We start from the raw sequence: 24,990 nt of genomic DNA, 5'->3' as shown, positions 1-24,990 counted from the left end.
TAACCAAGCCCGGATCGGCCCGCGATTTCAAGGAGCAACAGCCTGACCGAACGCTGGCTTAGAACCTGGTAGCGTAGGTGCAAAAGTTAACCGTCGCCCTTGTACCTTTTTGCAGTTGAAATAGTTAACGTGTACCTGGCGTCAGTATCTTTGCCCGCAAGTTTTTTATTTTTTTACAACTCAAAAAAATAAGCAATTTACCCCCTATGTTCTGGCTATATACCCCCTACGGCTTTGTGCATTAGGGCGTATAATTGTGTCAGTAAACCAATTAGTCAAGCTAACCAAAAGTCTCGTAAGGAATAGAAATATCGGCAATTCGAGTAGTAATTATTAAACTTAAAAAAGAGGATAACTCGTTTCAGCACCGATAACTTAAACGCGCCAGACGAACCAGTTTGCGAATTATAAAACGACGGGCGATGAGTGAGATGATCCAGTTCACTGTATCTGAGAATTTTTATTTACGAAGGGTGATTACCTTTTCCAAGAACTTCAATCCGACAACCAAAAAAAATTAATCCATTTTATTAACTAATTAAAACCGATCGAAAAATGACTATACAAACTTAGTAGCCTGTCCGATAAGTGTCTTTTTGACGCTTTAAACTGATGAGCGCTTACAATGGCTGTAAGTACTTATTGATTCTCAAAAAATTAACTAAATATCCAATTTTAACTACAACGATGTACACAGAAGAAGAGCGGAAGTTTAATCGTAAAATGACAGCTGATATGCTGTTGTTGGCAAAAAACAGATGCCTAAAAACAAATTAAAATCATTGATATGAGGAAAAAAATACAAGAATTTATTGAGAGGAGTAGAGTCGGACTGGTTCTACTGTTTTTTGTGTTAATCTCTATGAGTACTTACGCCCAGCAAGAAGTAACTGTGCGGGGAGTTGTGAGAGACACGCTCGAGGGCATGCCGGGAGTAGCTGTAAAGGTTGTCGGGGGAAGTCGGGGGGTAGTATCGGATGCAGTGGGTAGGTTCAGTATCGTGACCGACAGAAATGCAACTTTATCTTTTACTTTCGTGGGGCTAAAAACAGCTGTGATTAATTTGCGGGAAAAAAAGGTCGAAAATGGCGTTATAGAACTGAATGTTTTGCTGACCTCAGAAAATACTACACTTCAGGAAGTGGCTATTACCGGATTCGGCGCCAGTCAGAAGAAAGCCAGTATGGTAAGCTCAATTACCTCCGTAGATGTAAAAGAGATGAAAACACCCAGTTCCAATCTCACTAATGCACTTGCAGGGAAGGTTGCCGGGATAATATCCTTTCAAACAAGCGGTGAACCCGGACTTGGAACAGATAATTCGTCCTTTTTCATTCGCGGATTGTCAACTTTTGGATCTGGCAAAAGAGACCCATTGATTCTTATTGATGGCGTAGAATCGTCGGCTACAGATATGGCCCGTTTACAAACCGACGATATCGCCGACTTTTCGGTATTGAAAGATGCCGCTGCGGCCTCGATTTATGGAGCTAGGGGTGCAAATGGGGTAGTACTGATCAATTCAAAACTTGGAAAGAATGGGAAGCCTCAATTTAATTTCAGAGCTGAAAATAAGATTTCGAGTAATACCAAGAATTTCCAGCTTGCCGATAATGTAACTTATATGAACTTGTCTAATGAAGCAATACTGACAAGAAATCCATTGGGTATTGAGCCGTATACCCAGAATAAAATAATGAGTACGGCTTCTGGAGCAGACCCTTATCTGTATCCTAATAACAACTGGACAGATCGTTTAATCAGAGATTATACGATCAATCAGAGCTATAACTTAAACATTACCGGAGGATCTACCAGGGCGCGATATTTCATGGCTGGCACATTTAACCGCGACAATGGTATACTTAAAGTGGATCCGATCAATAATTTCAACAACAACGTCCGGTTGAATAATTATTCCATTCGATCTAACGTCGATTTTGATGTTACGAAATCTACAGTACTTGTTGTGAGGATGTATGGGCAATTTGATGATTATAACGGCCCTATTGGTACCTACGACCCCAATCAGCCGAATCGGCTAAGAAGCGGCGGCGAGACGACCTTTTACAATACTTTAAACGCTAATCCGGTAATGTTTCCGGCTACCTATCCGCAGTCAATGCTGCAATACATAGAGCATCCATTATTTGGTTCTTCAAGAACACGAAACCTGGATGCCAGTTTCAATCCAAGCCTGTACGTAAACCCATACGCCGAGATGGTGAGAGGTTACCAAACCTATAAAACATCTAATCTTTCGCCACAGCTGGAAATCAAACAGGATTTGGGGGGGCTTACAACCGGATTAAAGGCCAGAGCAATGGCTTATCTGAGGAGGGTGTCATTTTTTAGTGTGAACAGGGCGTATTCACCGTTCTATTATCAAACCATAGTCGACCCGACAGATCAGTCGTATGAATTGACAGCCCTAAATGATGGAGGACAGAACTCGGCCCAACCTGTGGGGCAGGAATATCTTGGTTACGACGATTCATCAGTTCCAAGAACGATAGACTCAAGATTTTGGCTTGAAGGGAGTCTTAGTTACGACCGCACCTTTAAAGAAAAACATACCGTAGGCGGAATGCTGGTTTCGTACATGTCTAATTATGAAACTTCGAATGGAGGTGGATTGGTGGGATCTTTACCAGCACGAAATCAGGGTGTATCCGGTAGATTCACTTATGGATTTGACGACCGCTACCTTGCAGAGTTTAACTTCGGGTTCAACGGGTCTGAACGTTTCGACAAATCCCACCGGTATGGGTTTTTTCCATCTGCAGGAATAGGCTATAGGGTTTCGAGTGAAAAGTTTTTTGCTCCCCTCACAGCAGTAATCAGCAACCTTAAATTACGCGCTACATACGGCCTTGTTGGTAACGATGCCATCGGAAGCTCGGGCGACAGGTTTTTCTATTTATCAGACGTTAATCTGAATAACCCGAGTTACGGTGCTACGTTCGGACGTAACGATGGATCTCCCCCGGATTCTAACAACGGAATCAGCATCAATAGATACGCGAACTCGAATATTACCTGGGAACAGTCAAAGCAGTTAAATCTGGGCATCGATTTGGGAATTGCAAACCGAGTGGACATTGTTTTCGACGCCTTCAAACAAAACAGGTCTCAAATCCTGGAGAGAATCCAGAGCATCGATAATGCTTCCGGATTAATGGCCATACCGTTTGCAAACTCCGGGCAGGCTGAGATCAAAGGGATTGATATTTCCGCATCGTATCGTAACAGATTTGGGGAACATTTCAGGACTAATACAAGAGGAACTTTTACTTTTTCTTCAAGTAAAGTTGTAAAAGCTGACGAGATAGCTTACGGCAATTCTCTCTCGCATTTATCGAGAATAGGATATCCTATTAACCAACCCTTCGGATATATTGCTGAAAGGCTTTTTGTGGATGACGCAGAAGTTGCCAACTCACCAATTCAGTTTAATGATAATGTAAATGTCAAAGCGGGAGACATAAAGTATCGTGACATCAATAACGATGGAATGATTAACAGTGATGATCAGGTCGCCATTGGATACCCTAATCAGCCACAGATAATTTATGGTTTCGGCTCGACCCTGGAGTATAAGAAGTTTGATTTTAATTTTTATTTCCAGGGATCTGCGCGCTCTTCGTTCTTTATAGATCCTAATGCGATTCAACCATTTATTCAGTCCGGGGGCTATCAAAAAGGACTACTTCAGGCGGTTGCAGACGATCATTGGTCTGAAACGAACCGAAATGTATATGCTTTTTGGCCTCGTTTAAACCCGCTTCACAGCAACAATAATAATCAGGCATCGACCTGGTGGCTGCGCAACGGTAGCTTCTTACGATTGAAGCAGGTGGATCTGGGATATACGTTTTCAAAGCTCGAGAAAATATCGGTCAAAAATGCGAGATTATATTTTTCTGCAACCAATTTGTTTGTCATGAGCAAATTCAAAATGTGGGATGTGGAAATGGGTGGAAACGGCCTGGGCTATCCCCTTCAGTCGATCTACAACTTAGGGCTTCAGGTGAATCTATAATTAAATGGTGTACAAAAATGGAAACGAAATTCCTTCAAAAATACGATACAGGTAAGAGCATATCTAATAAGTTCAGCTCGATGCCTCTTAAAAAAGCTCTGCTTGCAGGAGCCTTAATTTTAGCCGTAGCCATAACCGGAACGTCGTGTAAAAAGTTCCTCGACGTGGTTCCTGATAATACATCGGAAATAAAACACGCCTTTAAGATCCGTAATGAGGCTGAGAAATACCTGTTTACCTGTTATTCGTTCCTTCCTAAAAACGGTGATGGATGGTTTAATGCAGGTATGTTTGCCGGAGACGAAATGTGGCTGCCTCAAAATGATTTTGCGCATTGGCATAATGCCTTCAGAATTGCTCAGGGGCAGCAAAATGCCAACGCTCCTTTATTTGATGAATGGGCTGGCTTAAGAAAGGGTGGAGGTAATTTTAATTCGCACCTTAAGATATTTATGGGTATTCGTCATTGCAATATATTCATTGAGAATATGAAAGATATGTCTAAAGTGCCTGATATAACCTTAACCGAACGGGAGCGTTGGATTGGTGAAGCTATGTTTCTTAAAGCATTCTATCACTATTATTTATTACGCATGTACGGGCCGGTTCCAATCATTGATCAAAACTCGGCGGAAGACGCCACTGGCGATGAATTGTATTACAAACGAATGCCGGTCGACGATGTAGTAAATTACGTTTCGGGTGTTTTGGATGAGGCACTGGATAAGGTGCCTACAACGATTTCTCAGGAAAATACCGAACTCGGACGAGTAGATAAGAACATAGTTCTGGCCGTTAAAGCCAAGTTATGGCTACTTGCTGCGAGCCCCTTGTTTAATGGTAACCCTGATTACGCTGGGTTCAAAGACAAAGACGGTGTGGCTTTATTTAATTCTACCTACGACCCCTTAAAATGGGAAAAGGCCAGGGATGCAGCTAAAGATGCTATTCTTGCGGCCGAATCAACAGGTCACTTTTTATACAAATACACAGATGTTCGTTATAAACTTAGCGATACCACCAAAAAGCAATTAAGTATTCGTAATGCCATCACATCCCGCTGGAATCCCGAAACTGTGTGGGGACTTTCAAATAGCTATTTTATAAACGAAGCCCTTTGTATGCCGGCTGTGGCAAGAGGTAGAAATACCGACAGATTTCAGCTGATGGGTGTTTGGGGTGCTCCTATAAAGATTGCTAAGATGTTCTACACCAAAAACGGAGTTCCGATAGAGGAAGATAAAACCTTGAACTTTAGTAATTATACAGAGGTAAGGACTGCCGGAGCTGACGATCGGTTCAATATTGAGCAAGGCTATCAAACGGCGCGACTTAACTTTGACAGGGAGCATCGTTTTTACGCCGACCTGGGTTTTGATGGCGGTATATGGTACATGAAAGATGCAAATGAGCAGGGTAATGATGTCGATAACAGATTCTTTGTGCAGGCTAAAAACTCAGAGCGTTCTGGATTCGGTCACTTTACCAACTGGAATCATACTGGGTATTTCATTAAAAAGCTTGTTAACTGGGAATCAACTACTAATTCACAGAACCAGGGCCCATCCTGGAAAGCTTATCCATGGCCCGAAATTAGGCTTGCCGATCTGTATTTAATGTATGCTGAGGCGCTGAATGAGGTTCAGTCCGGATCAACGCTCGCAATTGAGTATGTGGATAAGGTGAGAGACAGGGCGGGTTTGAAAGGTGTGGTTGAGTCCTGGACTAATTACTCAAATAATCCTGGTAAATATATCTCGCAGTCCGGTCTAAGACAGATCATCCAGCATGAAAGGTTGATAGAGCTGGCTTTCGAGGGTCAAAGATTTTGGGATTTGCGAAGATGGAAGCGATCTGGCGAAGAGTTAAATAAAGATATTACAGGATTTAACATACTCGGCAAAACGACCGAAAGCTATAATACAGAACGTTTCATCTTCAGTCAGACCTTTATTGCTCCACGTGATTATTTCTGGCCGATTGGTAATTACGATACGCGTAGAAATCCGAAGTTGGTAGAAAATCTAGGTTGGTAAACTAAATTGATTAACAATGAAAATATTTCAAAATAAGATGTACATAGTGCTTTTTTTAGCACTTCTTATAGGCACCTCTTGCCAAAAAGAGGTAGAATTCAGGGCTCCAGCCGGATCGGACTCGTCGGTACCAAGTCAGATATCCAACACCAAGGCGATTAGCCTTCCGGGTAAAGTAAAGATCACATACAGGGTTCCTGCTGATGAAAATCTATTATACGTGAAGGCAGAATATCAACTTAAATCTGGCGTATTGTACGAAACTAAATCGTCTATTTACACAGATACAATTACGATTGAAGGCTTTGCTGATACACTCGAGCATGAGGTGAAGCTGTATTCTGTCAGCAAAAATGAGGTGGCTTCTGCACCCGTCATAGTAAAAGTGAGAGCCCTGGAAGCACCTTTTGTCAAAGTGTTTAAAAGCATAGTAATTCAGAATGCTTTTGGAGGGTATAATTTGCAGGCTCAGAATGCCGCCAAGGACAATATTGCTATTCTTGTTATGAAAAGAAATGATTTCAACGAATTCGAGGTGGACAATCACAAAAGTGTACGGACAAGGGTAGAAGATATCATTTCTAAAATCAGGGGTTTAGACACAATAAATCAGGAGTTAGCTGTTTTCGTGAAAGACAAGTGGGGAAACAGCTCGGACACTATCTACACTTCGATCAAACCTATTTTTGAGCAGGAATTTCCGGCCCAAAACTTCCGGGGTTTTCGTTTACCGGGCGACGCTCCGCAGGTGTATAACGGGGCACGCTTAGAATATGCCTGGGATGGTAGACTAGGCTGGCCATGGACGAGTTTCACTCATCAGATAGATGGCGGGCCTAATCCCCACATGATCACCTTTGACATGGGAACCAAAGGAAAAATCAGCCGTGTTTATATTCGGCCTTTTCCCGAAGGAAATCGTTGGTATTATCTAACTACTATGAAGCGCTTTGAAATCTACGGCTCACTTAGCCCTTCTGCAAACGGAGATCTTGATAATTCATGGACTCTACTGGGTAGCTTTGAGAACAAGAAACCTTCTGGGTTGCCATATGGAAATGATAGTGCTGATGATCAGGCGATTGCGTCCGCTGGATTTAATTACGAGATCGATGTTACCAAACCTGAGGCCAGGTATATCAGGATAAGATGTCTTGAGAACTTTGCAGGCGGTACGGCACAAAGTATCAATGAAATAAAGATCTATGGTTCTCCGACAAAATAACTGCTATATGATATTTATAAACAAAGGATAAAAGCATATCAATTTCATTATTATGAAAAGAAAAATATTAAAAACACTAAAAGTATGGCTGGCTGTGGTATTTGCAAGCGGCATACTTGCCTCATGTTCAAAATGGGATGAGTTTAAAGAATATACTAAAAACGGAGAGATAACCTACTCGGGTAAACTGGATTCTGTTAAAATATATCCCGGTGATGGGAGAATAAAGATCCGGGCGCTTTTGCCTGCAGATCCAAAAATTGTTAAGGCCAGGGTCTTTTGGAACAATATGACCGATTCGGTAGAGTTTCCAATAAACATGAGCAACGGTCGAATTCTCGAACACATATTACCGATGGCTGAAGGCTTGAAAAGCTTTACTCTTTATACCTACGATGCAAAGGGAAATAGATCGGTGCCTGTATATGCGGTTGGAACTGCTTTGGGTAGCCGGTATCAGAGTTCAATTTCAAATCGTGTGGTCACTAGTGCGGTCAATGTTAATACAACAACAACGATAAATTGGGTGTCAGCAGATTTGTCTGCAAGTCCGATTTTTACTGAAGTGAAATATCTCTCTGCCACCGGTCAAAAGATCGCGAAGGTTCCCGCGAATCAGGATGTGACTGTAATTAATGATTTAGCCCCTACAGCTAAGACTTTTACCTACAGAACAGCTTATCTTCCGGCGAATAGTATCGACACCTTTTATACCGCCGAAAAGACTGTTGGTATATTTAAAGATGTAACCACAGAATATTTAAAAAATACCCGTCTGCCGGCTACGGTGGTTGTTAAGGGCGACCGCTGGGGAACCCCAACAGACTGGGTTACGAATGCAGCTGCCCGAAACTTTAGAAATTGGAACGGCGAATATTATGGCGGCGTTGACTATTGGTTTGGAGGACCGAGGCTAGCTATGGAAGCAGGTTGGTCTGGCGACAACATGGCTACTATAACGAATGGAAAGATGTATCAATCGCCTACCTTGCCACCCGGTAACTACACGTTTGAAATGGACATCCCGGATTGTACCCGTGGTGCTGAGTTTTATACGGTAGCTGCAGCAGGAGATGAAATACCTAATATTGAGAATATAACATCTTCTCTGGCTCAAGCTAAAACAAGTGAGCCCGGAACTCACAAAATTACATTTACACTTACAACGGCCACGAAGGTTTCGTTAGGGTTCGTTGGTCACTTGACCAGCTACGGAGGCGGTGGAGGAACCTTTTGGCGTATTGATGCGGTACGTTTGAAACAATTGCCTCTTGTAAATTAATAACGCTCAATAAGAGGCTGTCTTTTATGTTTTGCACAACAAATATAAAAGACAGCCTCTTTTTTCGAATAATCGAGGCTATTTTATCTGTCCGAATGCTTGCTCAAAATCCGCGATTATATCGTCAATGTGCTCTATACCTACAGACACGCGCAACGAACTGGGTGTAACCCCGGCGGCCAATTGTTCTGCATCTGTTAGCTGTTGATGTGTGGTCGCTGATGGTTGAATAATCAGCGTTTTAGAGTCTCCCATGTTTGCGAGATGACTTATCAGTTTCAAACTGTCAATTACTTGAGTTGCTTGTCCTTTATCCCCTTTTAGCTCAAAAGAAAGCACCCCTCCAAAACCTTTCTTCAAATATTTCTTAGCAAGTTCGTTATATGGGCTGCTGGCAAGACCAGGGTAATTTACGCTTGCCACCAAAGGATGCTTCTCTAACCATTCAGCCAAGGCAAGGGCGTTTTCAGCATGCCGTTGTACTCTCAGAGACAGTGTTTCTAAACCCTGCAACAATAAAAACGAATTGAACGGTGATATGGCAGGACCCAGGTCCCTTAAGCCTTCAACACGTGCGCGAATGATAAACTGTATGTTACCGAACGGTCCGCTCTGTCCGAAAATGTCGTTGAACACCATGCCATGATAGCCCTCAGACGGCTCCGTAAACTGAGGGAACTTGCCATTTCCCCAATTGTAAGTGCCGCCATCTACAATTACGCCACCTATACTCGTTCCATGTCCTCCAATCCATTTTGTAGCCGATTGCACAACGATATGTGCTCCGTGCTCTAAAGGTCTGAACAGGTACCCGGCAGCACCAAAAGTATTGTCTACCACTAAGGGAAGCTCATACTTTTTTGCAAGAGCTGAGAACTTTTCGAAGTCAGGAATACTGAATCCTGGATTACCGATTGTTTCGATATAGATTGCTTTTGTCTTTTCATCTATTTTACTTTCAAAATCGGAGAGGTCATCCGCTTTGGCGAACCTAACTTCAATTCCCAGGCGTTTAAATGCCACTTTGAATTGGTTATACGTGCCTCCGTATAAATGTGATGAGGATACGAAGTTTTCTCCCGCCTCAAGGATGTTATGCATGGCAATAAACTGCGCCGCCTGACCCGAAGCCACAGCCAGCGCAGCTACCCCTCCTTCTAAAGCCGCAACTCGTTTCTCAAAAACGTCGGTTGTCGGATTCATGATTCGGGTATAAATATTTCCGAATTCTTTCAGTGCAAAGAGGTTGGCGCCATGCTCTGCATCTTTGAAAACAAATGAAGTAGTTTGATAGATCGGAACTGCTCTCGATCCCGTTGTTGGATCTGCTTCCTGACCGGCGTGTTGTTGTAGGGTTTCAAATTTAAGTGACATGCTTTTAATTTAGTGTAATTGAATTGGACGATGGTAGGACCGGTACGTCGCCGTGATTCTCAAAAATATGGATCGCAAATTTGGAAAGCAAAACATTCGGTAATAATCATATCATATTTGATAAACATGATATACCGGTACTTTTGCGATTTCAGATTTCGAGGTAACCCTTAATTTCTATGTGGTTTATGGCGCCTGGTTTTCACCATATATAAAAAACGGCTGAAAGAATATCACGATTCTTTCAGCCGGCTGATGTTGCTAATAGTTATTTCTTCGAAACTTTCTTATTGTTCACCGTAACGTTCTTCAATTTGAAGTTTTCTATTATCGAAGTGTCGATCTCAAGAAAATTCTTCGCCGTTACATCAATGTTTTCAAATGTGAAGTTCGATAATTTCGATTTGTAGCCTTGGGTATTGCTGTTTTTATCCGCAATCCCCACATTGAAGAAATTATTGCAATCGAGTTTGATATTGCGCATAGTTATATTGCTCGCCGTAGACACTCCTGATATTTGCTCGCCTTTAAGGTCGAAAAACTGCGTCCATGGTCGGATGAATATAAAGTTGCCTATGTCATGGCCTTCTATGTCTTCCACCAGCACATATTCGTAGTTCTGAGGGGTGTCAGGACGCATTTTAAGCCAAAGCAAACGCTCTGCGTGGTTTACCTTGATGCGACGTAAAATGATGTTGCGGTTATGGATCGACTCGCTTCCGAAGGTTAGTGCGCCATGGCAGAATCCATAAGTGCAATCTTCAATAATGATGTTATAATTGCCTCCGTTATTTGGATCTTTGTCTGCTCGGGGACCTTTACCACCTTTCAATGCTACGGCGTCATCGTTAACCGACATATAGCAATTTTTGATGAGGACGTTTTTGCATGCATCTATATCCACCGCGTCGCTGCTGGGAGCTTTAACAGGCTTTTCGGGAGAGTATATGTACAGATCCAGAAGCTTTACGTTTTCGCATTTATAGAGGTGGGTAGTCCAGAAAGGCGAATTCATCAATCTTACACCCGAAAGCTGAACATTTTTACTGTTGGAGATGAAAACCAGCCGGGGTCTCATTTCATCCATGTTGGTGGTGGCCGGGTTAAATTGCCGTCTTAGCCAAAATGATTTCCAGTAGCGCAGTCCGTTGCCGTCGATCGTTCCCTTCCCTGAAATGGTAAATCCGTCAAGGCCATCTGCATTTACCAGGGCAGCAAAATATTTCAACGTTTGCCCTTCCATGCGGGTCATCAACAGGGGGAAATTGCTGATGTCGTCGCTGCCTTTTAATTTTCCGCCTTCTTCAACATGCAGATGCGTGCCCTTTTTGAAAAACAACGAACCACTCAGGAAAGTTCCTTTGGGAATAATGACAACGCCGCCACCATTCTCGTGTGCTTTATCGATAACAGCCTGGATGAGTTTTGTCTGGATGATAGTACTGTCGTTTACCAGGTTGTGATCTGTAATACGATAATGCTTTCCTAACTTGTTAATGTCGGTAGGCTTGTTTTGTCTGAACCAGTCGGGTATCGGTGTTCCATCGGGAAATACTTCCTTTGCAATTGTTGTAAGGTTTAGTAATATGGAAACCATGAGCAACAATGCAAGCCTGAATTTTTTCGTAATCATTAATTAAATTTCTTGGTTAAAGTGGTTGATGAACGTTTTCGACGTATGATGTCATTCATTCAACGAACAAATTTACAAAATCGCCGGTCACCCTGCATCGTCTTTAATCAATTACCCTGAGGGGGATGTGTAATAATACCGTTGCGGACATCGAGCTCTGAAGCGTTTTAAATTTCTTTGGATTTAGGAGATCCGGGCACGGAAACAATATCCATGGAGACGATACCAGTGAATAACACAAACAGGATTGCATGGAAATTTTATTTATTTAGAATGCAAACGGGCTTGTATCGAATGCTTTCGCCATTGCATTTAATGTAATGCCTGTTACATTCAATGCGTTTAGAGATGTTAAATACATTGGTCATTATAAACTTTGAAAAGCGTACATAGTTACGAACGGGAGCCTTTTGTTATTAATGTAATGAAAGTCGATTATTGCACGCTGCCGTTTCGAAATGTCTTAAGCTTCTTATGGGTTGAAATCGATAGCCGGGTGCGGGAGATTTTGCGCTTTGAAAGATCAGAATCCATACAACCTTTGAACTGAGAAATACTTTATTATGTTTGTGCTCCTCCGATGCAATTTATATTCAGGGGTGATCTATGGCTTTTGCAAAAAAAAATATTAATCCTACTTTACTGTTTGTAATCAGCTTTCTGTTTCTGATTGCAATGGGGACGGCATTTCTTATGCTTCCTGCATCAGCAAAAAGCACTAACATTACTCTTACAGACGCTATATTTATGTCGGCGAGCGCCGTATGTGTGACGGGCCTCGCGGTGATTGATATAAGTATTGAGTTGAGCAGATTTGGCCAGTGTGTGATTTTACTTCTGATTCAGCTTGGTGGATTAGGTATTATGACCTTTACCAGTTTTTTTGGATTTCTCTTATCCGGGCAGGCATCGTATAAAAATCAACTGATGTTTTCTGAGCTGTTAAGCGATAAAAATATCGGCTCTGTAATCGGGTCTTTAGTGAAAATAGTTCTGATTACTTTTTTTTTCGAACTGTTGGGCACTTTATTTATACTTTTTTCATCCGATCCAGGTCAATTTAATAGTCTTGGGGAGCATTTGTTTTTTTCAATGTTCCATTCGATCTCCGCTTTTTGTAATGCTGGGTTTTCAACCCTTTCATTGGGCTTGTACGACGAAAGTTTGAGGTATAATTACCCGTTTCAATTTGTAATAGCCAGTTTGCTCATCCTCGGCGGACTAGGGTTTACCATCATCCTCAATATCCAATTGTTTATAAAGAGATGGGCGCAGCTTCTCTTCCATCGGGTGTGGCTTAACAAGCCAATAAAGTATAAAGCCTGGGTAATGACTTTCAATTCGAAGCTTATTGCTTATACAACGATAATATTGCTGGTATTTGGCTTCGTGATGTTTTTTATCCTGGAGTATAATAATACTCTGGCATCCCATTCTACAATAACAGGGAAATTGGTGACCGCTTTTTTTCTTAGTGCTACCCCCAGGACAGCGGGCTTCAATACTGTAGATATGAGTACTCTGGCATTTCCAACCATCCTGATTACAATGTTGTTGATGTGGATAGGTGCTTCTCCCGGTTCAACCGGAGGAGGGATAAGAACGACAACGTTTGCCGTGGCAGTACTCAACATCATCAATGTTGCAAAAAACCATGACCGGATTCATGTTTTTAAAAGACAGATTTCAAGCGAGTCTATCAAAAAATCGTTTGCGATAATTTGCTTGTCTTTCCTATGGCTTGGCGTATCGATCTTTTTTTTATCTATAACCGATGGGGAAAAAGGGCTAACTGCTCTTGCCTTTGAAAGCTTTTCAGCATATAGTACAGTCGGGCTAAGTTTGGGCATTACGCCTGGCTTAAGTACATCGGGTAAATTGCTCATCGCTTGTACTATGTTTTTAGGTAGGGTAGGTACAATAACCTTGCTGGTTGCATTAATAAAAAGCATCCATACGCGCTATTATCAGTATCCCAGCGAGCATGTAATTTTTTAATACCTCTAAACGAAAGTTAAAACAGGAAAGAATATGAAATTTATAGTATTTGGTCTGGGACATTTTGGATCGGCATTAGCCATCCGCCTTACCGAAATGGGGCACGAGGTGATTGGCGTAGACAATAAAATGTCGCGAATCGAACAACTAAAAAATGAGATTACTCATACGGTTTGCCTTAATTCTACGGATAAAGAGGCTGTTTCTTCCTTGCCTTTAAAAGACGCTAATGCCGTTATTGTAGCTATAGGCGAAGATGAGGCTGCATCCTTACTAACTACCGCTTTATTAAAGCAATTAAATGTAAAGAGAATCATCGGTCGGATAGTCTCTGATCTGCAAAAAACGGTGTTGACCGCCATGTCGATTCAGGAGTTCGTGCTTCCCGAGGAGGAATCGGCAGAGCGCCTGGCTATGAGGCTGGATTTGAAAGAGGTTGTCGATTCGTTTAAAATTTCTGAGAAATATAGTATTGTTGAAGGCTTGGTTCCGAAAAAATATGTAGGCATGACTGTAGGAGAGGCCGACTTTATAAATTTATACAAGGTTCTGGTATTAACTCTGATTAGACATCACCCTGCACAGGGAGAAGTTAATATGACGAAAGAGGCGACGGGGATTGCTACGGCCCACACCGTAATGCAGGAGAATGATATTTTAGTTTTATTTGGTGAGCTGTTAAATATCAGGACGCTGCTTAAGGCATAGCGACTTAATTTACACCCCCCCGCCGCGTTTTTTCAATGGTAGGGGAACCGATTAAGGCGACTTCAAATGCATGCAAATTCTTCCAATTTTGTACCAAAAAAAAATTTCTTTCGATACGGCGCAACAAAATATTGAAGATGTTGTTATATATATTCACAATTAGATTGTGAAAACTTGTGATAAGGTTTAGGTGCTCCATAATAGAGGTATTATGGAGCTTTTTTTTGAAACTAATTTTTGGCAGATATATAAATTGAATTGCTAATATATTTAGTTTTATTAGTTTTGTGTTATGCCAATTATTACTTTAAAACACAACGGAACTATCTATCAGCGTGATATCAACCGGGAAGGGAGAGGGATCTATCTGATGGTGTTTAAGGGTAAACAATACCGGTTTCAGAAAAACCCTGATGTTGCCGCCAATCGGGGCTGGCAGCTTGTCGACGGGAGTCCTTTACCGGATTTTATGATGAGACTTATTTCTGAAGAGCTTGAAAAGCTGAATTATGAGTCAAATATTCTCTGACAGCTCTTGTATACAGGATACTTTCCTCTTTGCTTTCAGTTCAACAACAGGCGGGTATTCTAAAAATTATAGCGACTTTGTGATGTATCGGCGCTTTCATTGCGATACAGACAACTTTTTCCTAAATTGATCTCCAAACGAGAACTTTGGGCAGTTTGATTCGGTTTGCTAACCTGGATCCGACTCAACTCTAATCTCCGCTAATGGTAGTATACGTAACAGAAACAATTGAGATCGCCGGGATAATTGCCTTCACCAGTTCCGGGATATTTTCCGCAATGCAGAAGCGGCTCGATGTTTTTGGAGTTCTGGTGATCGGCTTTGTTACTGCAATAGGAGGAGGAACTATCCGTGATATTTTGCTTGGCCATACCCCTGTATCCTGGTTACGGAATATAAATATACCACTGCTTATCTTGTTTACCAGTATCACCACGATGTATTTTCATCGATTTGTGAAGGGTTTAAAAACGGCTCTTTTCGTTCTGGATGCTCTCGGGTTAGGGCTTTTTACCATCATTGGTATTCAAACAGGACTGGAAGCCGGACTCCATCCCGGCATGTGCTTGATGCTGGGGACGATATCCGGGTGTTTCGGAGGTGTTATCCGCGACATGTTATTAAATGAAATCCCTGTATTATTCAGAAGGGAAATATATGCTACTGCATGCATCGCCGGCGGCTTATTGTACCTGATGTTTGAAGGAATAATAGGGGAAACCTTTGCAGAGCTCATTTCAATTATTTTTATCTGTGGCCTGCGTATTATTGCGTTCAAAAGGCGATGGGGACTTCCATCGCTACCCCGGTTTAGAGCTAAGTAAGCATACTCACGAATTCGGATGTTATCCAATTGTGGCAATAAGGCTACTTTAAAGTTATAAACACCGACTTCCTCTCGATTTTCTCCAGGTTTCTTGTTTTATGCCCTTTACCTGCTATGTCGTCCATCTGTAGAATATCACCGCCTTTAAAAATTCGTTTATCGCCCAGGGAAGTTTCTATTTCAATCTCGCCATCAAGCATAATGATAAATTGCCTTGCAGGAGCAGTGTGGAAGTCGTAGTCGTATGTTGGCAAAACCTTCCTGAAAACCAGGCTTTCTACCTCATATTTTTCAGAAAGGTAACCGATTGTACCTGCCTCATTTAAAGGAATTTTGATGTCTTTAAATCTTGAGTCGCCATTCTCGTCCGAATACACCTGGGTGATGTTAAATTCTTCCATTCTAATCTTCTTTTTTTTCAACCAGACGGTTCCATTCCGAATGCCGTTTTAGATAGCTCTGTACATATGCGCAAAGCGGAACAAGTTTCAGTTGGTGTTCTTCGAGGTGCCTAAGGGTCTTCTCTACAAGAGCGGCGGCAATTCCTTTTCCTTCAAGTTCTTTCGGAACCTCCGTATGTAAAAGGTAAAGTGTATCGCCTTTTCTTTTATAGTCTATGAAAGAACGCTTGCCTTCTACCCACAATTCAAAGCTGTGTTGTTCATTGTTGTCTGTTAATGCAATTTCTTCGTATTTCATTTTTTCGTTTTATACCAGAATTAACTTATTTGCCAGATCAAGTTCCTGGAACTGAATGGTATGCGGCCGGCCGCTATAAACCCTCAAACTAACTTCAGCATTCAGTTTCTCCAGAATTTCTACACTTTTTTCAACCCGCGATACCGGAACGTGAGGATCGGGATCACCGGTACTTATAAAAACAGGAGTGTGAACGAAGTCGCCTGTATAGTTTTCAGGCCGGATCTGATCGCCGATCAGACCGCCTGTAAAGGCAATCACGCCACCGTACGGGGCTGCATGCCGGGCAGTATATTCAAGCGCAAGGCATGCGCCCTGTGAAAATCCAAGAAAATATATTTTGTGCAATGGAATTCCAGTTTCCTGTACTTCATGAACCAAGTCATCAATCAGCTGCAAAGCCGAATCAAGGGCCGGCTGGTTTTGCTCCACAGGAGCTAAAAAACTATACGGATACCAGCTGTTGTTTGTAGCCTGGGGCGCCAAAATTGCAAAATCATCAACGTTTAGTTGTCCTGCCAGGCTGATAATGCTGTCGGCGCTGGCTCCCCGGCCATGCAGCATGATAATTGCTTTTTTCGCTTCATTCAACGGAATACCACTTGATATGATTTTTTTGCTGTGGCTATACATGATGGTTTAATCTAATACGGCTAAACGTTTGCTGATATCTTGTCTGTGGGCCTCGTATTGTGCTGGCAGTTTCAGCCCGGAACCCAATTCTTCTATCGATTCGTCGATAGCAAAGCCTGGATTATCTGTCGCTATTTCGAATAAAACGCCTCCCGGTTCACGGAAATACAACGAGTAGAAATAATTCCGGTCTATCTTTTCGGTGATTTGCAGGCCGGCAGCTCTTACTTTGTCTCTGAAGGCCATTAAGATCTTATCGTCTTTAACCCTGAACGCTACATGATGTACCGAACCTGCCGCTACATGACCCACCGTTTCGCCCGCTGCTTCAACAACATCCACAATATTGGCATTCTCCACGGCATCGGTTACAAAACGATACCTGTTTACATGGCTTTCGAGCAACTTATAACCAAATATGTTAGTTAATACGTCTGCTGTCGGCTGCAACTTATTGGTGGTGATAGTAACGTTATGAAATCCTTTCAAGGCGTGATCGGCTGACGTTTCATCTGTTTCCCAGGGTAAGCGATTATCCTGTTTCGTTGCTGTTAGTTCCAATTTTAAACCGTCAGGGTCAAGAAAAGTGAGGTATTGCTCTCCGAACTTTTCAGATACTTTATTATATATAACATTGTTGGTCTCGAAACGCTGCAACCAGAAATCCAGACTATTTTCCGGAACTGAATAACCGATTTCGGTAACTTGCCTGGTGCCTCGTCGTCCGCTTTGCATGCCTTCCCATGGAAAAAAGGTAAGTATGGAGCCGGGAGTACCAACTTTATCACCATAGTAAAAGTGATAGGTATACGGATCATCAAAGTTTACGGTTTTTTTAACCAAACGTAGCCCTAAAACTTTGGTATAAAAGTTATAATTGCGTTTTGCTTCACCTGCTATCGCTGTGATATGATGAAGTCCTAAGATTCTATCTTCCATCTTGTTTGTTTTGTTGATACAAATTTACAGCGGTTAAAATGCTGGTGCCTTGATGTATGATAAGAACTTATTTCTTCTTAAAAAGATTGGATTTAATACGACTTAATGATTCGGGGGTAATACCCAGATATGATGCAATTTGCTGTTGAGGAACCCTTTGCGGGATGCTGGGATACTTTTCTAAAAACTCCAGGTAGCGTGCTTCTGCTGAATGTGCAACTGTAGCATAGAAACGGTTTTCGAGAACAGAATAAGCCCTTTGCATCATGATTCTAAAGACGCGTTCAAGTTTAGGAATTTCCTGAAATAGCAGTTGTTTGCTCTCGAAATCGATGATAAGCAGCTCGGTATCTTCAAGTGTTTCGATAAACAAGTTAGACGGCTTTTGTTCAGAAAAGCTGCCGATATCGCTAATCCACCAATCTTCTACAGCAAACTGAAGGATCACCTCGTCTCCATTCTGGTCTATGTAATATTTTTTGACACAACCTTTGATAATGTAAGCCTCGAACTTGCATACTTCGCCTTGCGATAAAAGCAAGATCTTCTTTTTGAAGGTTTTATGTTTAAGCCTGGAGTGGAAAATCTCCAGTTCGGCGGGATTAATCGGGGCACAACGGCTTATATGCTGGTCTACTTCCTGAAACATCTGTCAAATATAGATGTTGGAATGCTTTTCTGAAATATCAGCCACAACTATCCCGATTAATGCCTTTTGTGCGGCATTAATCGGGGTAGTACCCGATGGCGGGATGATGTTTTAACGTTTCGGTTTATCCCGCCAGGACAAATTTTGGTTATGCCTGTTTTACCAGTTGGATTTCAGCGTGAATCTTGATATCGTCGCCAACTACAACCGTTCCGGCCTCGGTAACAGCGCCCCACACCAGGCCAAATTCTTTTCGGCTGATTTTTCCCGAGACGGTGAAGCCAGCTTTTGTCTGCCCGTACGGATCTACTACAATACCTCCAAAATCTACGTAGAGGGTTATAGGTTTAGTGGTTCCACGGATAGTCAGATCGCCCTCAAGTTTAGCTTCGTCGCCGTTGCTCGAATATTTCTTTCCAACAAATTTCAACTGCGCGTGCTCTTCTGCGTTGAAAAAGTCGGCAGATTTAAGATGCGTATCGCGCTGCTCATTATTGGTATTTATTGAATTGACATCGGCGGTAAATTCAATTCTCGATGCAGAATTAAAATCTTCACTTTCTGTTTCTACCTCAAGGTCGAAGGTTTGAAAGTAGCCGGTCACCGTGGTGATCATCAAATGTTTTACTTTAAACTGCACTTCGCTGTGCATCGGATCGATTTTCCAAATGATTGACATGATCTTTTATTTTGTTGATGTTGTGTTAGATAACCTCGATAAAGCAAGGTTGTTTTCTGATTCAAAAATCGGCAAGCAATAACTATTTATTCTTGATGTAGGATAAGAAATTAACCGCGTATTAAAGTTCAGGGCAACAACCTTAACTTAATATTTTTTCTTCATCTTCTCTTCATGTTCGCATTCTACTTTAGTCGGGTAAAACCAGGCCACGGTAATGAGCAGTTCAAAAAAAGTATTAGTTATAGAGGATGACGACGATATCCTCTTCGTTACAAGTTTCATTTTGAAAGAGAATGGATATGAGGTTTATGAATCCAGATCCGCTGATGTTATTAATCAGCTGGATACCATAAATCCGGATCTGATATTGATGGATAATGTTATTAAAGGCGTGTCGGGCAGCGAACTGTGTAAAAAACTAAAAAGTGATCCTGCCACAAGTCATTATAGGATAGTGCTTATATCGGCGGTTTTTCAACTGCCACAATTGGCGGCAGAATGTTTGGCAGATGGATACATTGAGAAGCCGTTTGATCTGACAGACTTTATAAATAAATTGAAAGTATTTACCATGGTAGAACCCGGGTAATGGCGAAATGTAATCAATTTGAAGCTATTGCCGATCAGTAATTAAAATTTTAGCCACCCTCTTATTTTTTTATGTGCCTGGTATGTCTGATTGATGACGATTCGATACAGCACTTTCTGGTCGACAGGCTTTTGGTTAAAATGGCCAGCTCAAGAGCCTTTTTTATTTCAATGCGTCTGTATAATGGACGGCAGTTCCTCGAAGTCTATAAAAGCCTTATCACAGAGATATGATGCGGTCAAGAGAGTATGAGTTCGTCGGAGGTTTCTTAAACAAGCCCTTAACCTTAGAACAGGCACGAAATATTGTACCCTGCAATTGCCGGGTTCAGACCGGCGTATAATCATTTCCCTTAAGTATCTTTTCAGTTTCCGAATTTACCCCCCTCATTTACCGAATTTCACTCTCCTGAGCCAGCATCGCTTTGCTTAACATTGCTGATGAAAAGGGCCCGTATTGTACGGAGAAACTAATTTCGCGACCAGTAAACCAATACGAGATTAAAATTCAGGGAATAATCGCCGGCAGGCTGATCAGGTTAAAGGAAAATTAAATAGTAACGAGAGCTGTTTAAATTGCCCCGTCTTCCTATCCTTTGATGCCGTCGAATCCCAAGCTAAAGATTAACCCAATCCAATTATTAAACACGTTATATGAAACAAAAAAAGCTATCGAAATTTGGCGGATTTTTAGAAAGGAAGCCAAGAGGAGGGACTTTACACCTCACAGTGGCACTGCTGGTATTTGCGTTTACCGCCGTTATGCTCGGTTGTAAAGAAAATGGTGAAACACCGCTCACAGGGGTGGCCCATAATCCGGCGATTCCTGTGGAAGTAAACACGTTCATGCCCGACTCTGGCGGGATAAGAACTAAGTTTGTGATCAAGGGTTCCAATTTCGGGAACGATAAGTCGAAGGTTTCTGTCTTTTTTAAGGATAATGAAACCGAGCGAAAGGCGGTGATAATCGGAATAAATAATGAAACGATTTATTGCCTTGCTCCGCGGCAAAACGGTGGAAGTAACATCGTCAGAGTTGAGGTTGACGGTAAAGCAGCTTCTACAGCAAAGACCTTTAAGTATCTCGTAGCTGAAAACGTCTCCCATATTGTCGGGGTGCGTGGCGAAGGAAGAGCTACTGATGGATCTTTGGCAGAGGGACGCATTAACAGAACATTTGGGATTGCAGCTTTAGGCAATGACGAACTACTCACGTTTGAATCGCTTGTTAATACGGTTCGATTTATTTCTGTTCCTTCTAATAAGATTATAACTATTCAAACCAGCTTTGACGGTACACAGCCTGCCATTACGAAAGACAGATCGAAAGTCTATTCCATCGGCCGCAGCTTCCCTCATCGTGTATATGTTTACGAAAAAAACACGCTATGGGCTCCAAAGATTGTCGCGGCTCAGATAGCCTCGGCTCCGGGGATAATCATGTCGGCTTGCCTTGACAATGAAGAACAATGGCTTTATTTCAGAGAGAGAGGCGGCGCCTTCGGCAGAATGGAAATTGCGAATCCAACTAATGTGGAGATTATAAAAGCGGTAACTCCGGGGGCTAATAGCGGTGATTATAATTACATGTCATATAGCCCCATCGAGGACTGTTTTTACTACACTGTTCAAGGTCAGCATTCGGTGTATAAAATGTCTAAAGCAGGAGATGTTGAATTGTATGCAGGTAATGGCCTTGGCAGATCAGATGGTTTCCGAACCGATGCTCAGTTTAACCAGGGTTCGGGCATATTGGTAGATCTCGACGGAAACATCTGGATTGCCGATTCAAGTAATCATACTATTCGAAAGATTAATAAAAATAGCGGATTTGTATCAACTGTAGCTGGTATACCCGGAGTTCAGGGGGCTTCCAGCGGGATCCCGGCGCTATCCACGTTTGACTATCCTTATGCATTTGCGGTGGACGAAAACAATGCCATGTTTATCGGTGAAAGCTGGGGATGTACCCTCCGCAAACTGGCAATCGAATAATCAAATTAATTAATCTAGCAAGCATTTCAATGAAGAAATTTTACATAATGTTAATATGCTGTTTGCTCATTTTGCAGACAAGCGTTCTGTCTGCACAGACAGCCGAAAAATTGACCATCTCCGGAACGGTGATGGATGAAAAAGGAGAGGAGTTGCCGGGGGTTACCATCGTAGTTAAAGATGCAACTTCGATTAATGCAGTCTCTGATGAGGAAGGTCGCTTTAAGCTTCAGAATATCGAAAAAGGGGCTACAGTTATTTTTAGGTTTGTTGGTTTTCACGATTATTCGTACGTGGTTACCGAGTCCAAAGATAAACTGCGTATTGGCCTCAAAGAAAATGTTTCTGCGCTTCAGGAAGTGGTAGTAGTAGCTCATGGAACACAGAGAAAGGTAACCACTACCGGAGCTGTTACCACAGTCAACGTGCAAGATCTGCAGATTCCTGCCACATCTCTAAGTAACATGCTGGGCGGCAGGGTTCCGGGCATTGTTGCTGTTACCCGCAGCGGCGAGCCCGGCAACGACTTCTCAGAATTCTGGATCAGAGGTATCAGCACTTTTGGTGCGAGTTCTGCAGCTTTAATTCTGGTTGATGGGGTAGAAGGCGACCTAAATAATATTGATCCTGTAGATATTGAAAGTTTTTCGGTTTTGAAAGATGCTTCTGCGACAGCTGTGTATGGCATTAGAGGAGCTAATGGAGTGGTAATTATTACTACAAAAAGAGGCAAAGCAGGGGCTCTTAAAATCAGTGGCAGAGCTAGCAATACTTTCAGTCATTCTGCTCGTATGCCAGAGTATCTTGGGTCGTATGACTATGCGAGACTTGCGAATGAAGCCCGCTTGAGCAGAGGGCTTGCTCCGCAATATACCAGCGCTGAAGTGGAACTTTTTAAAACCGGGCTCGATCCGGACCTATACCCGGATGTAAGCTGGAGGGACGTCATCCTGAACGATTACGCCAGATCGGATCAGTACAACGTAAATCTTTCCGGCGGCGGAACCAATGCCAGGTACTATATGAGTATTGGGTACATGGGAAAAGACGGGCTCTTCTCCCAGGATAATAATATTACGAAATATGACGCGAACTCGAGATATACGAAGTTGAATTTTAGGGCAAATATTGATGTCGATTTAACGAAGACTACCAAATTAGGTCTTAATTTGGATGATGCGATCGTGAAAAATAACACTCCGGGAGGAGGTCAGATTGACACAAGGGGATTATGGAATGCGTTGTCTGCGATCACTCCAGCTAGCGTACCCGTGCGGTACAGTAACGGCAATGTGGCAGCTTACGGACTGACGGGAAACCAGCTAACCCCTTATTACTTGATAAACTACACAGGTTACAATAGATTCAGCTCCAATGTTGCGAACGTTAAGTTAAATCTTAATCAAGACTTAAATTCAGTTCTTAATGGACTTACAGCGAATGTTTTGGCCTCGTTTACTTACACAGCTAATCATACAGCTCTGTTAACTAAGCGAGGAGCAGAGGCATTCCGGCCTGGTCCAAACGGCGGAAGAGCAAATGATGGAAGCCTGGTAACGCTTCGGTCGATTACAAGTGTAGATCCTTTTTATGATCAGCCTTCAGTTGCCAGAAGACAATCCTATGTTGAAGCACGGTTTAACTATAACAGAACTTTTAATAAACATAATGTAACCGGGTTGATACATGCTTACAGGCAGCAGGATGCCGCCTCTGACGCCAACTATTCGATAGCGTCTCAAAATGTGATACCAGTAAGGTACCAGGCTCTTTCAGCCAGAGCAACTTATGGATTTAATGATACCTATCTTTTCGAGGCGAATATTGGATTATCAGGTTCTGAGAATTTTCAACCAGGCGACCAGTACGGCATATTCCCCGCACTTTCTGCTGGATGGGTGCCGTCGAACTATGCTTGGTGGAAAGAACGACTTTCTGTTGTGAACTTTTTTAAGCTACGTGGATCATGGGGTAAAGTTGGAAATGCAAGCATCCGGAATCCAGCAGATAACAACAGGCTGGTGCGGTTTCCCTATCAAACCATTGTTCAGCAGACCATCAGCGATTGGGGCTTAGGTTTTCTCGAAACAAGGGTGGGCACCAAAGGGCTTAAATGGCAAACTTCAACCAAGTACGATGTAGGTGCAGATGTGAGGTTATTCCATGATAAAATTGACCTTGTTGCTGATGTGTTTTTAACAGACGCACAGGATATTTACCAACAAAGGGTCACGCTTCCGGAAGAGGTAGGAGCGGCGCAAAGTCCATGGCTCAACGCAGGTTCGATGAAATCATGGGGCTTTGATGGAAGCTTGGCCTATAATCAAACAATAAATAAGGATCTCCGATTTACTCTTCGCGGAAATCTTACCTTTTCCCGGAATAAGGTTACTCACTGGGAGCAAAGTGGAGTAAATTTCCCCTATCAGTCGTTTACGGGAGTTCCCTACGGTGTCCAACGCGGACTTATCGCTTTAGGCCTGTTTAAAGACGAGGCTGATATCGCCAGCAGCCCTACGCAAACCTTTATGGCGAATTATCTTCCGGGAGACATAAAGTACAAGGATGTAAATAACGATGGTATTATAAACACAGACGATGTTGTGCCTCTTAAGTATTCTAACGTGCCCAGAGCTATTTACGGCTTTGCGACTTCCGTAACCTGGAAAAAATGGAATTTTAATGTGTTCTTCACAGGTCAGGATCAGGTGAGTTACTTCCTTGGAGGACCGGGTTATTATCCGTTTTCCGGTGAGTTATCAGGCAATTTACTTCAAATGGTAGGCGAGGAAAGCAATCGCTGGATTCCCGCTTCAGTTTCCGGAAATCCTGCAACCGAGAATCCGAACGCACGATTCCCGCGCTTAAGCTATGGTGCAAATGCAAATAATAATCGCGCATCTACCTTCTGGCTGGCCGATGCTTCTTTTCTTCGCCTAAAGAATGCTGAAATAGCTTACAGGTTCGATTCCGATTGGTTAAAACGGAGGGTAGGAATCTCAACCATTAATTTAAGTCTGATCGGAGATAATCTTGCAGTTTGGGATAAGCTAAAGATCTGGGATCCTGAACAGGCATCAGAAAATGGTTCGGTCTATCCTATGCAGAGAACTTACACTCTGCAAATGAATCTTAATTTTTAATTGGCCTTA

The 24,990-nt window shown here is 42.4% G+C and carries 19 protein-coding genes; 11 read left to right on the top strand and 8 right to left on the bottom strand.

Annotation, left to right across the window (positions count from 1 at the left end):
* The first annotated feature begins 787 nt into the window (after positions 1-787).
* The 4 genes from J3P43_RS12855 to J3P43_RS12840 are packed head-to-tail and all read left to right on the top strand — an operon-like array spanning position 788 to position 8,585.
* A complete protein-coding gene (locus tag J3P43_RS12855) occupies positions 788-4,042 on the top strand; it encodes a SusC/RagA family TonB-linked outer membrane protein (RefSeq protein WP_255902997.1) in 3,255 nt (1,084 codons plus the stop codon).
* Between the two features lie 17 nt (positions 4,043-4,059).
* A complete protein-coding gene (locus J3P43_RS12850) occupies positions 4,060-6,078 on the top strand; it encodes a RagB/SusD family nutrient uptake outer membrane protein (RefSeq protein WP_255902995.1) in 2,019 nt (672 codons plus the stop codon).
* 16 nt (positions 6,079-6,094) lie between these two features.
* Positions 6,095-7,303 (top strand): DUF5000 domain-containing lipoprotein, encoded by a 1,209-nt coding sequence (locus J3P43_RS12845; protein ID WP_255902993.1) that lies wholly within the window; start codon positions 6,095-6,097, stop codon positions 7,301-7,303.
* A gap of 52 nt (positions 7,304-7,355) precedes the next feature.
* Positions 7,356-8,585 (top strand): DUF4998 domain-containing protein, encoded by a 1,230-nt coding sequence (locus J3P43_RS12840; protein WP_255902990.1) that lies wholly within the window; start codon positions 7,356-7,358, stop codon positions 8,583-8,585.
* A gap of 78 nt (positions 8,586-8,663) precedes the next feature.
* Here the strand turns inward: J3P43_RS12840 and J3P43_RS12835 are convergent, their stop codons facing one another.
* Together J3P43_RS12835 and J3P43_RS12830 are read right to left on the bottom strand one after the other, a co-directional pair.
* The gene (locus J3P43_RS12835; protein ID WP_255902988.1) at positions 8,664-9,959 is read right to left on the bottom strand and encodes an O-acetylhomoserine aminocarboxypropyltransferase/cysteine synthase family protein; all 1,296 of its coding nucleotides are present in this window, start codon (positions 9,957-9,959) and stop codon (positions 8,664-8,666) included.
* 268 nt (positions 9,960-10,227) lie between these two features.
* Positions 10,228-11,592 (bottom strand): rhamnogalacturonidase, encoded by a 1,365-nt coding sequence (locus J3P43_RS12830; RefSeq protein ID WP_255902985.1) that lies wholly within the window; start codon positions 11,590-11,592, stop codon positions 10,228-10,230.
* A 606-nt stretch (positions 11,593-12,198) separates the two neighbouring features.
* Between J3P43_RS12830 and J3P43_RS12825 the strand changes: the two genes are divergently transcribed.
* The 4 genes from J3P43_RS12825 (at position 12,199) to J3P43_RS12810 (ending at position 15,651) form a co-directional block, all read left to right on the top strand.
* Entirely contained in the window at positions 12,199-13,590 is a 1,392-nt protein-coding gene (locus J3P43_RS12825) for a TrkH family potassium uptake protein (RefSeq protein WP_255902983.1), read from the top strand.
* A gap of 33 nt (positions 13,591-13,623) precedes the next feature.
* Positions 13,624-14,298, top strand: a complete 675-nt coding sequence (locus J3P43_RS12820; RefSeq protein ID WP_255902981.1) for a potassium channel family protein — start codon at positions 13,624-13,626, stop codon at positions 14,296-14,298.
* Between the two features lie 292 nt (positions 14,299-14,590).
* Positions 14,591-14,827: a hypothetical protein gene (locus tag J3P43_RS12815; protein ID WP_255902979.1), complete on the top strand. Its 237-nt coding sequence runs from the start codon at positions 14,591-14,593 to the stop codon at positions 14,825-14,827.
* Between the two features lie 203 nt (positions 14,828-15,030).
* Positions 15,031-15,651 (top strand): trimeric intracellular cation channel family protein, encoded by a 621-nt coding sequence (locus J3P43_RS12810; protein WP_255902976.1) that lies wholly within the window; start codon positions 15,031-15,033, stop codon positions 15,649-15,651.
* A 43-nt stretch (positions 15,652-15,694) separates the two neighbouring features.
* On the opposite strand, the gene J3P43_RS12805 is transcribed toward J3P43_RS12810, so the two are convergent.
* From J3P43_RS12805 to J3P43_RS12780, 6 genes are all read right to left on the bottom strand, one after another.
* Positions 15,695-16,054 carry a cupin domain-containing protein gene (locus tag J3P43_RS12805; RefSeq protein ID WP_255902974.1) on the bottom strand — a complete coding sequence of 120 codons (360 nt, stop codon included), beginning with the start codon at positions 16,052-16,054 and terminating at the stop codon, positions 15,695-15,697.
* A 1-nt stretch (position 16,055) separates the two neighbouring features.
* The gene (locus J3P43_RS12800) at positions 16,056-16,352 is read right to left on the bottom strand and encodes a GNAT family N-acetyltransferase (RefSeq protein ID WP_255902972.1); all 297 of its coding nucleotides are present in this window, start codon (positions 16,350-16,352) and stop codon (positions 16,056-16,058) included.
* Positions 16,353-16,361: 9 nt separating this feature from the next.
* Positions 16,362-16,985, bottom strand: coding sequence for an alpha/beta hydrolase (locus J3P43_RS12795; protein ID WP_255902970.1), 624 nt, complete (start codon positions 16,983-16,985; stop codon positions 16,362-16,364).
* 6 nt (positions 16,986-16,991) lie between these two features.
* Positions 16,992-17,924, bottom strand: a complete 933-nt coding sequence (locus J3P43_RS12790) for a ring-cleaving dioxygenase (RefSeq protein ID WP_255902968.1) — start codon at positions 17,922-17,924, stop codon at positions 16,992-16,994.
* 67 nt (positions 17,925-17,991) lie between these two features.
* The gene (locus tag J3P43_RS12785) at positions 17,992-18,573 is read right to left on the bottom strand and encodes a Crp/Fnr family transcriptional regulator (protein ID WP_255902966.1); all 582 of its coding nucleotides are present in this window, start codon (positions 18,571-18,573) and stop codon (positions 17,992-17,994) included.
* Between the two features lie 148 nt (positions 18,574-18,721).
* Positions 18,722-19,252 carry a YceI family protein gene (locus J3P43_RS12780; protein WP_255902964.1) on the bottom strand — a complete coding sequence of 177 codons (531 nt, stop codon included), beginning with the start codon at positions 19,250-19,252 and terminating at the stop codon, positions 18,722-18,724.
* A gap of 217 nt (positions 19,253-19,469) precedes the next feature.
* Here J3P43_RS12780 and J3P43_RS12775 point away from each other — a divergent pair, with 217 nt between their 5' ends.
* The 3 genes from J3P43_RS12775 to J3P43_RS12765 all read left to right on the top strand — a co-directional run bounded on the left by J3P43_RS12775 (position 19,470) and on the right by J3P43_RS12765 (position 24,981).
* The gene (locus tag J3P43_RS12775; RefSeq protein ID WP_255902962.1) at positions 19,470-19,844 is read left to right on the top strand and encodes a response regulator; all 375 of its coding nucleotides are present in this window, start codon (positions 19,470-19,472) and stop codon (positions 19,842-19,844) included.
* A 653-nt stretch (positions 19,845-20,497) separates the two neighbouring features.
* Complete coding sequence (locus J3P43_RS12770) at positions 20,498-21,838, top strand: IPT/TIG domain-containing protein (protein WP_255902960.1); 1,341 nt, start codon at positions 20,498-20,500, stop codon at positions 21,836-21,838.
* 29 nt (positions 21,839-21,867) lie between these two features.
* Positions 21,868-24,981: a SusC/RagA family TonB-linked outer membrane protein gene (locus J3P43_RS12765; RefSeq protein ID WP_255902958.1), complete on the top strand. Its 3,114-nt coding sequence runs from the start codon at positions 21,868-21,870 to the stop codon at positions 24,979-24,981.
* The last annotated feature ends 9 nt before the right edge of the window (positions 24,982-24,990 follow it).

The organism is Paradesertivirga mongoliensis (assembly GCF_024436395.1).
Lineage (GTDB): Bacteria > Bacteroidota > Bacteroidia > Sphingobacteriales > Sphingobacteriaceae > Paradesertivirga > Paradesertivirga mongoliensis.
The sequence above is the reverse complement of the archived record's forward strand: the minus strand, read 5'-3'. Positions and strand labels throughout refer to the sequence as shown.

What these genes read in the sequence shown, in the direction of transcription:
- J3P43_RS12855 (WP_255902997.1), top strand. Translation starts at nt 788, where the DNA reads ATGAGGAAAAAAATACAAGAATTTATTGAGAGGAGTAGAGTCGGACTG.
- J3P43_RS12850 (WP_255902995.1), top strand. Translation starts at nt 4,060, where the DNA reads ATGGAAACGAAATTCCTTCAAAAATACGATACAGGTAAGAGCATATCT.
- J3P43_RS12845 (WP_255902993.1), top strand. Translation starts at nt 6,095, where the DNA reads ATGAAAATATTTCAAAATAAGATGTACATAGTGCTTTTTTTAGCACTT.
- J3P43_RS12840 (WP_255902990.1), top strand. Translation starts at nt 7,356, where the DNA reads ATGAAAAGAAAAATATTAAAAACACTAAAAGTATGGCTGGCTGTGGTA.
- J3P43_RS12835 (WP_255902988.1), bottom strand. Translation starts at nt 9,959, where the DNA reads ATGTCACTTAAATTTGAAACCCTACAACAACACGCCGGTCAGGAAGCA.
- J3P43_RS12830 (WP_255902985.1), bottom strand. Translation starts at nt 11,592, where the DNA reads ATGATTACGAAAAAATTCAGGCTTGCATTGTTGCTCATGGTTTCCATA.
- J3P43_RS12825 (WP_255902983.1), top strand. Translation starts at nt 12,199, where the DNA reads ATGGCTTTTGCAAAAAAAAATATTAATCCTACTTTACTGTTTGTAATC.
- J3P43_RS12820 (WP_255902981.1), top strand. Translation starts at nt 13,624, where the DNA reads ATGAAATTTATAGTATTTGGTCTGGGACATTTTGGATCGGCATTAGCC.
- J3P43_RS12815 (WP_255902979.1), top strand. Translation starts at nt 14,591, where the DNA reads ATGCCAATTATTACTTTAAAACACAACGGAACTATCTATCAGCGTGAT.
- J3P43_RS12810 (WP_255902976.1), top strand. Translation starts at nt 15,031, where the DNA reads ATGGTAGTATACGTAACAGAAACAATTGAGATCGCCGGGATAATTGCC.
- J3P43_RS12805 (WP_255902974.1), bottom strand. Translation starts at nt 16,054, where the DNA reads ATGGAAGAATTTAACATCACCCAGGTGTATTCGGACGAGAATGGCGAC.
- J3P43_RS12800 (WP_255902972.1), bottom strand. Translation starts at nt 16,352, where the DNA reads ATGAAATACGAAGAAATTGCATTAACAGACAACAATGAACAACACAGC.
- J3P43_RS12795 (WP_255902970.1), bottom strand. Translation starts at nt 16,985, where the DNA reads ATGTATAGCCACAGCAAAAAAATCATATCAAGTGGTATTCCGTTGAAT.
- J3P43_RS12790 (WP_255902968.1), bottom strand. Translation starts at nt 17,924, where the DNA reads ATGGAAGATAGAATCTTAGGACTTCATCATATCACAGCGATAGCAGGT.
- J3P43_RS12785 (WP_255902966.1), bottom strand. Translation starts at nt 18,573, where the DNA reads ATGTTTCAGGAAGTAGACCAGCATATAAGCCGTTGTGCCCCGATTAAT.
- J3P43_RS12780 (WP_255902964.1), bottom strand. Translation starts at nt 19,252, where the DNA reads ATGTCAATCATTTGGAAAATCGATCCGATGCACAGCGAAGTGCAGTTT.
- J3P43_RS12775 (WP_255902962.1), top strand. Translation starts at nt 19,470, where the DNA reads ATGAGCAGTTCAAAAAAAGTATTAGTTATAGAGGATGACGACGATATC.
- J3P43_RS12770 (WP_255902960.1), top strand. Translation starts at nt 20,498, where the DNA reads ATGAAACAAAAAAAGCTATCGAAATTTGGCGGATTTTTAGAAAGGAAG.
- J3P43_RS12765 (WP_255902958.1), top strand. Translation starts at nt 21,868, where the DNA reads ATGAAGAAATTTTACATAATGTTAATATGCTGTTTGCTCATTTTGCAG.